Origin of the sequence: Synechococcus sp. B60.1 (genome assembly GCF_047462555.1) — a bacterium.
Lineage (GTDB): Bacteria > Cyanobacteriota > Cyanobacteriia > Thermostichales > Thermostichaceae > Thermostichus.
The window spans coordinates 1-9,397 of the sequence record NZ_JANSJN010000014.1 but is presented as its reverse complement, the minus strand read 5'-3'; the positions used below and the strand labels follow the sequence as shown (position 1 = coordinate 9,397).

The window sequence follows — 9,397 nt, the reverse complement described above, 5'->3', positions numbered from 1 at the left end:
GTCATGGGACGGCAGGCTTTCCCTGAGGAATGAACGAGACAAACTACACCGGATCTTACGCCTTCTCAGGTTCTGCGAGGGGATCGCCAATCTTGTGGCATGGTGGCAGGTAGCTTCTTTAGCAGACTTGGACGGATCCCGCCATGATGCACACCTTTATCCCGCCCCACCGCTTTTTTCCCTACCTGACCTGGACGGAGATCCAGGCCATGCCCCACAAAGAGAAGGTGGTGATCATCCAGCCCGTAGCCTCGATCGAGCAGCATGGGCCCCACCTGCCCTTGGTGGTGGATGCCTGCATCGGCACGGCAATCATCGGGCGGGCTATGGAAAAACTGGAGCCGGAGATCCCCGCTTACGTTCTGCCCACCCAGTGCTATGGCAAGGCCAACGAGCACTGGCATTTCCCAGGCACCATCACCCTCTCAGCCCAAACCCTGATGGCCCTGCTAGCCGAAGTGGCTGAAAGCATTTACCGGGCTGGATTTCGCAAGCTGGTGTTCCTCAACTCCCACGGTGGCCAACCTGAGGTGCTGCAGATTGTGGCCCGCGACCTGCACCAGAAGTACGAAGACTTCCTCCTTTTCCCCATCTCCGTCTGGCGCGTTCCCCACCAAGGCCAGGAGCTGATGACCCCGAAAGAACGGGAACTGGGCATCCATGCCGGCGACGGCGAGACCAGCATGCTGATGTACCTGTTGCCCGAGACGGTACGAACTGACCGCTTGGTCTGCGAGTACCCTCAGGATCTGCCGGAAGACAGCCTGATTAGCCTGGAAGGGCGGATCTCTTTTGCCTGGACAACTCGCGACCTCAGCCGGAGTGGTGTCCTGGGGGATGCCACGGCCGCCACGCCGGAAAAAGGCAAACTTTTGGTGGAGTCCATGGCCGATGGCTGGGTGCGGCTGATCCGGGATCTGTACAAGTTCCAACAGCCCCAGGCTTGGCGCAAAGACCCGCTGCCAAGGTAGGGATCCCGGCAGATGTCTTTACCTTGTGAGGCTTCTGGCCAGCCCAGCCTGCTTCTCAGGAGCGGAAGCAGCGACTTTGCCAGGACGGGTGATAGGCTTGAGGGAAAGTTCCCCTACCCTGTGAGGGGAGAGCAATGGTTCTTTCCTCAAAGCCAGCCACCCCTCCCATCCTCGAGCGGCACGACGCCACTTGGCAGGACTACCTGACCATTGGCAACCATCCCACCTTGGACTGGCAGAAGATTTCTTTTTACCAGGGCTGGTTGTGGGTCAACATGGGCAAGGAAGGGCCAGAGCACGCCTCCGTCAGCGATTTCATCACCATCATTTTTGGGTTTTGGGCCTTTCTCCACCCGGATGTGCCCCTGCAGTCCTACGGTCGCTGTCTGATTGAGTACCCAGAAACCCATGCCTGCGCCCCTGACTTAGTGCTCTACAAAGGGGAGAACATCCCCAGGTACCAAGCTGGCGAGCCGCGGCGGATTGATTTGCGTTTCCAAAGACCCCCTGACCTGGTGGGCGAGATTGCCGACACTACCCTTGCTCTCGACCTGGACGAGCAGAAGCAGCTTTATGCCAGCCTGGGCATTCCTGAGTACTGGGTCATCGATGTCAAGGGGCGGCGCGTTTTTGCCTTTGCCCTGGCCGAGGATGGACGCTATCGGGCCATTGCCCAGTCGCAGGTGCTGGCGGGCCTGCCGATAGCCCTGCTTGAGCAAGCTCTGGAACGCCTGGCCAGCCAGACCAACACTGCTGCCGCCAACTGGCTCCTGCAACAGCTCCAACGCCAGGCTTAAAGCTATCAGGGCGTTTGGGCCCGCTTGATGATGAGATGGCGGTTTTTGTCCACCGCGATCCAGCCCTGCTGGCGGAAACGGTTCAAAAGACGGGTGATGGTGACGCGGGTAGTGCCGATGGCATTGGCCAAGTCTTGGTGGGTAAGGCGCACCTGCAGGCGCACCCCTGTCGCAATTGGGGATCCCAACTCCACCGCCAATAGGGAGAGCAACTGGCGCAGCCGATCCTCCACCCGCCGCCGCCCGGCTAGGGCCAGCAGCGCTTCGGTTTGGCGCAGCCGCCGCACCAACTGCTTGAGCAGCCCCTGGCTCAGGGTTTCTGAGGCTTCCACCTCGGCTGCCGACAGCCGCAGCACGTCAACCGCCGTCAATGCCTTAGCTTGGTAGGGATCCAACATCGTCAGCGGGGATCCCAGCGGCATGGAGGGGCCGGCAAATCCCAACAGCGCCTCGCCACCATTGGGATAAAGAGTAGTCAATTGCACCACGCCTCGGCAGACAATCACCCACTCCTCGGGAAACAGGGGAATGACCTGTCCGGGAGCGTAGGGCGAGAGGCTGCGGCCTCGGTAGAGGTCTTCTAGCAATTGCCGCTCCCCTACAGGTAGACTGGCTGCAGAATAGCTGGACATGGCTTCAGGCATAGGCTGGCTCCGCTAGGGCAAACTGGGCACACTGGTCGTTGGGCTTCCCCCTGCCAATAACAGCATGGAGTTGGGGTCGAGGATAAGTGTTCCCGACAACACCTTATCGCTTGCCTCTTCGACGGAAGTAAAGGAGAGGTTATGCTTGGGTTAAGTCTTGCCACACAGAGGGCAGAACTAGGAGCGACGACGATCCGGTAGGATAGAAGTGCCAAGCTCAACCCTTCAGGAGACCTGCCGTGACGCTGATGGTTCGCGTGATCACCCCCGACCGCATCGTTTGGGATGCCCCTGCTGAGGAAGTGATCCTCCCTGCCACCTCAGGTCAGTTGGGCATCCTCACCAACCATGCCCCTCTCTTGACGGCCATCGGCAACGGTGTGATGCGGGTCAAAGCTGCCGGCAAGTGGTCGGCCATTGCCGTGATGGGTGGATTTGCGGAAGTGGAAAATAACGAGGTAACCGTTCTGGTTAACCGCGCCGAGCGGGGAGAAAAAGTGGACAAGGCCGCAGCTCAGGCCCTCTTGGACGAAGCGAGCAAAGTTTTGAATACCAGCAGCGACAAGCAGGAGCGTTTGCAGGCCAAGTTGGATCAACAGCGAGCCAGAGCTCTGCTGCAAGCGGCGGAGATGGGCAGCAAGAGCTAAGGGATCCCTGCTTCTCTGAGCAGGAGCCGACTCGGTCTCGGCAGGGGATCCTGATGGCGGCTTGGTTTACTCCGGTGGTGGTATGTTCAGTCCTACAGTTGCCGTTCGCGTCAGCGGGACGGAGTCCTTTAGCGCGTCGGCCAGCTTGAAGATTGGCCAGGTGGCAGCAGCGGCGGGCTTACCGGTGCGCACGGTGCGCTACTACGAGTCGCTGGGCCTGCTGAAGCCAACGGTGCAGCGGTCGGAGTCCAGCTATCGCCTCTTCCATCCGGCAGTGCTGGGACGGCTGGCTTTCATTCGCCGCTGCCAAAGCCTGGGGCTAAGCCTGGAAGAAATTGGCCAGATCCTGCAGGTGTACGACCAGGGGGAACAGCCCTGCCCGGAGATCCGCCAACACCTGCAGGAGAAGCTGCGTCAGATCGAAGAGCGGATGGCGGAGTTGCAAGCTCTAAAAGGCCAAATTGAAAGCCTCCTCTCCGATTGGCGGATCCCAGCGGGATCTCCAGCCGAGGATGACGTGATCTGCCCGATTTTACAAAAGCCAGAGGCCGGCGGTGACAAGGTCGGCAGCCGCTACTCCACAGTTACCGACTTGGCCAGGTTGCGGGGTTGATCCACATCGGCCCCGCGGCGCAGCGCCATGGCGTAGGCAAACAACTGCAGGGGGATGACATTTAAAACTGCCGACAACAGGGGTGTGGTGCTGGGCACCTCGATGACGTGGTCGGCCCTCTCCCGCACCTGGGTATCTTCTGGGTTGATCAGGGCAATCACCCGCCCTCCCCGCGCCTGTACCTGTTCGATGTTGGAGAGCATCTTCTCGTAGACGGGATCGCGGGTGGCAATACACACCACCGGCATGCGCTCGTCGATGAGGGCGATGGGGCCGTGCTTCATCTCCCCTGCCGGGTAGCCCTCCGCGTGGATGTAGCTGACCTCTTTCATTTTCAGGGCCCCCTCCAGGGCTATGGGGGCGTTGACCCAGCGGCCCAGGTAGAGCATGTCGGCGACGTGGTGGTACTGTTCCGCCAACTGGTCGTAGAGGGCGGCATCTTTCAGGAGCAGGCTGATCTTGCCCGGCAGCTCGATCAAAGCTTGCAGGTGGGATCGGATCTGGGTCGGGCTGAGGATCCCTTTGGCCTGGGCCAGTTGCAGGGCCAGCAGGTATCCTGCCACCAGCATGCCGGTAAATACCTTGGTGGAAGCGACGGCGATCTCCGGCCCGGCGTGAATGTAGAGAACTCCGGCATCCGCCAGGCGCGTGGCTTGGGATCCAATGGCGTTGACGATGGCCAGGGTGGGGATCCCTTGGGCGCGGGCCTCGCTCATGGCCGCCAGCGTATCGACGGTCTCGCCCGACTGGGTGAGGGCCACAAGCAGGCTGTGGGGGCGCAGCACTGGCTGGCGGTAGCGAAACTCGGAAGCATAGTCCACCTGCACCGGGATGCGGGCCAGGCTCTCGATAAAGTACTTGAGCACCAGGCAGGCGTGCCAGGCGGTGCCGCAGGCCACGGCATGAATCTGCTCCGTCTGGGCCAGTTGCGCCTCTGTTAGCGCCAGCTCCTCTAGAGTCACCCGCCCCTCTTCCAGATCCACCCGCCCCCGCAGCGTATCGGTGGTGGTGCGCGGCTGCTCATAGATCTCCTTTTGCATGAAGTGCTTGTAGCCGCCCTTGGCCGCCGAGACGGGATCCCAGGCCACCGTGAGGGGGGTTTTGCGCAGCTCCTCGCCGCTGATGCGCAGGTAGCGCACGCTGGAGTCGGTGAGGATGGCCATCTCCCCATCTTCCAGAAACACCACCCTGCGGGTGTGGCGGACAATGGCGGGCAGATCCGAGGCAACGAAGTTCTCCCCCTCCCCTTCGCCGACGACCACAGCGCCGGCGTTGCCCAGGCGGGCGGCAATCAACCGATCCGGCGCCTCCCGATCCAAAGCCACCACGGCATTTCCCCCCCGCAGTTGCCCCATGACTTTGCCAAAGGCCGTCTCGAAGCAGCCCAGCTCCTCGGTGTAGAGGCCCAGCAGTTGGGCGATCACCTCGGTATCGGTTTGGGAGCGAAAGCCAACCCCTCGCCGCAGCAGCTCTTCCTTCAGCTCCAGGTAGTTCTCCACAATGCCGTTTTGGATGACCACGATGCGCCCGCGCGCGTCGCAGTGGGGGTGGGCATTTTCTTCGCTAACACCGCCGTGGGTGGCCCAGCGGGTGTGGCCAATCCCCACCTTGGCCGTGGGCATGTTGGCGGTAAGTTTCACCAGCAGGTTGTGCAGCTTGCCGGTGGCCCGCACGATCCTCAAGCCCTCTTCTGGATCCACCGTGGCAATGCCGGCGGAATCATAGCCCCGATATTCCAAGGTGCGCAGGCCCTCCAAGAGGATAGGAGCCGCCCACTGAAAGCCCACATAGCCGACAATGCCGCACATTCCTCACACCTCAACCTCAGCCACGCCAGCGGTGCAAAGCACCCTATCCGCAAAGCCTACCCCAGCTTCCGGATCCCTTCAATGGCTTTTGCCGCCGCTGCGGGAGCAGACCTCGGCAGGGATCCTGGCTTCCTCCTAGGGAACGGGCTGCTGCTCCTCAAGGGCCAGGGCAAAAGAAACGGGCGCAAAACGGAAGCGATACTCTTGGGCTGCAGCAGGCTGGATCCCGTCTTCTGTTCGCGTAAGCGGGCCGGAGGCCTTAGGGGCGCTGGAGACCAAGTTGCTCAGCCCCAGCACCAGCTCTCGCAGGCCGCGGCGAAACTGGGGATCCCCCGTCAGCTCGTCGATATCGGCGGTGATCTTTTGCGCATTCTGGAAGGTGATGCGGGCCGAGTCCAGGGTTTGGCGCAAGGTCGCCAGGGTGCCCGGATCGTTGAGGTTGGCGGCAAGCTGCCGCAGATCTTCGGTAGCTTGGGACACGTTCTCCGCCGCCGCTCGCACCTCGGCCAGGATCTGGCGCACATCCGCCTGCAGTTGCGGATCCGTCAGCAGCGGGCGAACCGCGCTCGACATGGCTTGCAGATCGGCGCTCACCTGCTGGATATTTTCCAGGGCGGCACGGAGAGAGGTGCGGTTCTGTTCCACCAGAAGGGTGAACTGATCGGCAGCCGCTTGAAAACTGCGGGCCGTTCCTCTCACAGCCCCAGCCGCGTCTTGGATAGCCGTGGCAGCCGAGGTAAATTGCGACAAGTCCAGATCTTCCGTGCGCAGGGCTGCCACCTGCTTTTCCACGGTTTCGGAGAGATCGGCCACGCTGTTGGCGACGCGGGTGATCCCTTCTAGGGTGGCGTTGAGGGTAGCGAAGAACTCGTCGTTGTTGATGCGCGTTACCAGCCGATCCACCTGAACCAGCAACTGGCCGAAGTCCACGCCCGGCGTGCCCTCCACCCTATCCCCATCGCAGATGATTTGGCTGCGGTCGCAATCGGCTGCCAGCGGGGATCCCGCTGCCGGGGCATCGCGTCGGGGCAGGATATCCATCACCGTCTCCCCCACCAACCCCGTCTGGGTGGTTACAAACAGGGCGTCGCGGGGGATGGCCAGCGGCTGGTCGATGGCCACCTGCACCTCCACTCGGGCCGCCTGGGGCAAAATCCGCTCCACCCGGCCCACGCCTACCCCCCGCAGCCGCACGCTGGAGCCTTCCGCCAGGCCAGATACGTTGGGATAGGTGACGGTAAACTGGAAGCCGCGGCTGCCGAAGCGCAGGTTGTAGATCCACAAGAACAGCCCGGCAAAGCCCAGCACCCCTGCCAGGATCAACAGGCCCACCGCCCCTTCTCGGATTGCTCGCGAACGCATTACACCTGCCCTGCCACTTGAATCGGCCCTTCTACGCTACCGCTGAAAAATTGCCGCACAAAGGGGTTATCGCACGTTTCGATCTGCTGCACGGATCCCTCCCACTGCACCCGCCCTTGGGCCAAGAGCACGATGCGGTCGGTGGCACGGTAGATGGTGCTGTGCTGGTGGGTCACCACAATGTAGCTCTCGCAAGCTTTTTTCACCTGCTGCAGATCCCGGATGAGGTCTTCAATCACTGTGGAAGCAATGGGATCCAGGCCCGCCGTGGGCTCGTCGTAGAGCAGCAGTTGCGGCTCGTCCTGGGGCAGAGAAGGATCCTCCATAATAGCGCGGGCGAAGCTGGCCCGTTTGCGCATCCCCCCCGAGAGCTCCTCCGGCAGGCTGTTCTCCTTACCCGCCAGCCCCACTGCTTCCAGCTTGGCTGCCACCAGCTCCCGAATGCGTGCCCGCGGCAGCCGCGAGTGCTCGTAGAGCAAAAACCCGACGTTTTCCTCCACCGTCAGGGAGTCGAAGAGGGCCGCCTGCTGGAATACCATGCCTACCCGCAAGGGGGGAGTGCAGTGGCCGGCCTGAATTTCCGGCAGGGGGATGCCGCACCAGAGCACTTCGCCAGCGTCGGGCTCTGTCAGGCCAGCGATGATGCGCAACAGAGTTGATTTGCCAGTGCCGGAAGGCCCCACTAGCCCCAGAGCGTCGCCCCGATGTACCTTTAGATCGACTTGGTCAAGCACCAGCGTGGTTCCAAAGCGCTTGGAAACCTGCCGTAGCTCCACCAAGGGCACGGGATCTCCCTTCCCCGCTCCAGACTGGGGTTGGGGACTCTCCGCCGGCGGCTGCTGTTGGCCGTTCATGCTGGTGCCAATGTCCTTTCTGAAGCACTTCGCCCAACACTTCCAGCAGAACTGCAAGATCAGGGTGCCTCCCTCCCGTGGCTTGCGTTCCATTGCTAGTTTAAGAGCCGTCGCACTACGCGAACAACTTGCTGCTGTTGCCTCCAGCAGCCAAGGCTACGGAGCACCTGCCAGCCTTCGTCTCTTAGCCACCAGACCTCCCAGGTCCAGGGATCCGGAACAAGCTGTCCGTGAGGCCCCTTAGTCCGGCTGTAGCTCGGGAGCAGGCTCGGCCTCAGGCAGGGGGGCTAGGCTGGCAGGGATCCCTTCGGTCGGGTGCAACTCTCTGAGATCGGCCAGGGTCGGCTGCGGCTGTTCATCGGCTGCCGCGCAGGAGCTTGTACGCTGCGAAAAGCCCCAGACAAACAAAGGCAGCACAGCCACCACCATCCCCCATTCCGGGAGCTCAACTTGGGGGAAAAACACCTCCAGCAGCATGAGGCTTCCCACCAGGGCGATGATGGCAAAGGCAGCATCTTCTAGGCGGGAAAACTCATCCAGCCAGCGCAAAAACAAAGAGGCCATGTAGCGCATCAAGGTGATGCCGAGAATGCCGCCGAGGATGATCACCCAAGCCTTGCGGGAGACGCCCACCGAAGCGGCGATGCTGTCGAAAGAAAAGACTAGATCCGTTAGCTCTACCATCACCAGGGTTTGCCAAAAATTAGCCTGGCGGGTGATGTCTTGCTCGGATCCTTCTTCTTCCCCGCAAAAATGCTGCCAGGCCAGCCAGAGCAGGTAACAGGCCCCGAGAAACTGAGCGGGCGGATACTCCACCAGCCAAACCGCTGCAAACACAATGGCGATGCGAAAACTGTAGGCACCGATAATGCCCCAGCGCAAAGCGCGATTTTGTTGCTGAGGAGTGGGCAAATGCTTGACCAAAGCCGCCAGGGCAACGGCGTTATCGGCGGAGAGGGCCGCTTCCAAAAACACCAGAGCCACCACCAAAAAGAGATCTGTCCAAGTGAAGGACTGAATTATCCCTTGAACAAAAGCCACAGTGGTATCTATTGCCTCAATTGACATAGCAGCAAGCTTCACGTACGCCGGTCAAAAAAAATCGTTCGTTCGGTGCAGCCAACTCCAGACCGCTATCCCAGATCTATCGACAACTCCTTCCAGGAGATTTTTAGGGTCGTTGTCGTTGAGGAAGCGCCCCAAAGACACCTGACAAAAGATACCTGGAGAAGGGATCCATCCCTCAATTCTTGGCAACAACCTCCCAGCGGAGAAATCCAAAACCCCAGCATGGCCCGAGTATAGCTTGTCCGGCTCAGGATCGTTTTACATTTCTTAATCTTCTCCTCCCTCAGGGGGGGCAGGCGAAGGCAATCGCGCCGCCAGCCGTTGTCCACAGCGTAGAATCTGGCCTGCCAAAATGGCCGCCCCAAAGCCATTGTCGATGTTCACCACTCCCACCCCCGCTGCACAAGAGTTAAGCATGGTCAGCAGGGCAGCCAAACCTTGGAAGCTGGCCCCGTAGCCGATGCTGGTGGGCACGGCGATTACCGGACAGTCCGCCAGGCCGGCTACCACGCTGGCCAAGGCCCCTTCCATGCCCGCCACCACAATCAGCACATCGGCTTCCAGGGCGGCGCGGTGGTGCAACAGGCGATGGATCCCGGCTACCCCCACATCCCAAAGGCGCTTGACCGCAAA

At 61.2% G+C, this 9,397-nt stretch carries 10 protein-coding genes; 4 read left to right on the top strand and 6 right to left on the bottom strand.

Annotated features, from left to right (window positions below):
- Positions 1–146: 146 nt before the first annotated feature.
- Both NW863_RS02895 and NW863_RS02890 read left to right on the top strand, forming a co-directional pair.
- Positions 147–971, top strand: a complete 825-nt coding sequence (locus tag NW863_RS02895) for a creatininase family protein (RefSeq protein ID WP_414364286.1) — start codon at positions 147–149, stop codon at positions 969–971.
- A 134-nt stretch (positions 972–1,105) separates the two neighbouring features.
- Positions 1,106–1,768: a Uma2 family endonuclease gene (locus NW863_RS02890; RefSeq protein ID WP_414364254.1), complete on the top strand. Its 663-nt coding sequence runs from the start codon at positions 1,106–1,108 to the stop codon at positions 1,766–1,768.
- A gap of 5 nt (positions 1,769–1,773) precedes the next feature.
- On the opposite strand, the gene NW863_RS02885 is transcribed toward NW863_RS02890, so the two are convergent.
- Positions 1,774–2,412 (bottom strand): Crp/Fnr family transcriptional regulator, encoded by a 639-nt coding sequence (locus NW863_RS02885; protein WP_414364252.1) that lies wholly within the window; start codon positions 2,410–2,412, stop codon positions 1,774–1,776.
- A gap of 239 nt (positions 2,413–2,651) precedes the next feature.
- On the opposite strand from NW863_RS02885, the gene atpC reads away from it, so the two are divergent.
- Positions 2,652–3,059: an ATP synthase F1 subunit epsilon gene (gene atpC, locus NW863_RS02880; RefSeq protein WP_414364250.1), complete on the top strand. Its 408-nt coding sequence runs from the start codon at positions 2,652–2,654 to the stop codon at positions 3,057–3,059.
- Positions 3,060–3,141: 82 nt separating this feature from the next.
- Positions 3,142–3,672: a heavy metal-responsive transcriptional regulator gene (locus NW863_RS02875; protein WP_414364248.1), complete on the top strand. Its 531-nt coding sequence runs from the start codon at positions 3,142–3,144 to the stop codon at positions 3,670–3,672.
- Here NW863_RS02875 and glmS read toward each other — a convergent pair.
- The 5 genes from glmS to NW863_RS02850 form a co-directional block, all read right to left on the bottom strand.
- The gene (glmS, locus tag NW863_RS02870; protein WP_414364246.1) at positions 3,633–5,480 is read right to left on the bottom strand and encodes a glutamine--fructose-6-phosphate transaminase (isomerizing); all 1,848 of its coding nucleotides are present in this window, start codon (positions 5,478–5,480) and stop codon (positions 3,633–3,635) included. The genes NW863_RS02875 and glmS overlap by 40 nt on opposite strands.
- A 135-nt stretch (positions 5,481–5,615) precedes the next feature.
- On the bottom strand, positions 5,616–6,842 hold the full coding sequence (locus NW863_RS02865; RefSeq protein WP_414364244.1) for an MlaD family protein: 1,227 nt from the start codon (positions 6,840–6,842) through the stop codon (positions 5,616–5,618).
- Positions 6,842–7,696 (bottom strand): ABC transporter ATP-binding protein, encoded by an 855-nt coding sequence (locus tag NW863_RS02860; protein WP_414333565.1) that lies wholly within the window; start codon positions 7,694–7,696, stop codon positions 6,842–6,844. Before NW863_RS02860 ends, NW863_RS02865 begins: the two co-directional genes overlap by 1 nt.
- Before the next feature lie 240 nt (positions 7,697–7,936).
- On the bottom strand, positions 7,937–8,737 hold the full coding sequence (locus tag NW863_RS02855) for a TerC family protein (RefSeq protein WP_414364243.1): 801 nt from the start codon (positions 8,735–8,737) through the stop codon (positions 7,937–7,939).
- Positions 8,738–9,031: 294 nt separating this feature from the next.
- The coding region (locus tag NW863_RS02850; protein ID WP_414364242.1) for an AIR carboxylase family protein at positions 9,032–9,397 on the bottom strand (366 nt) is incomplete at its 5' end.